General features: G+C 31.8%; 1 pseudogene. It reads left to right on the forward strand.

Annotation, left to right across the window (positions count from 1 at the left end):
• Nucleotides 1–52: 52 nt before the first annotated feature.
• Nucleotides 53–280, forward strand: a pseudogene (locus CWC11_RS23195) (IS982 family transposase); the annotation flags it as partial.

Here is a 280-nt window from a genome sequence, read left to right on the forward strand (position 1 = left end):
TGTATCTTTGTAGTTGAAATCCAATTAGTTACAAACATAAAAAGATATCATTATGGAGATTACCAAGGACAAAGTTACAGAATTATTTTGTATTATTGATGAATTTTACAAAGTTTTTGATGCTGAAAATGCAGGAAAATTGCTTTTGAGTGAAGATGGAGTAAAGCGCAGACGACGTAAAGCCTCTTTATCTGATAGTGAAATCATGACGATTTTGCTGTATTTCCATTTCGGCTCATTCCGAAACTTCAAGCATTATTACCTATTCTTTATTAGAGGA

The sequence above is a fragment of the Pseudoalteromonas sp. S3178 genome (assembly GCF_005886985.1).
In the GTDB taxonomy this organism is placed as follows: Bacteria; Pseudomonadota; Gammaproteobacteria; order Enterobacterales; family Alteromonadaceae; genus Pseudoalteromonas; species Pseudoalteromonas carrageenovora.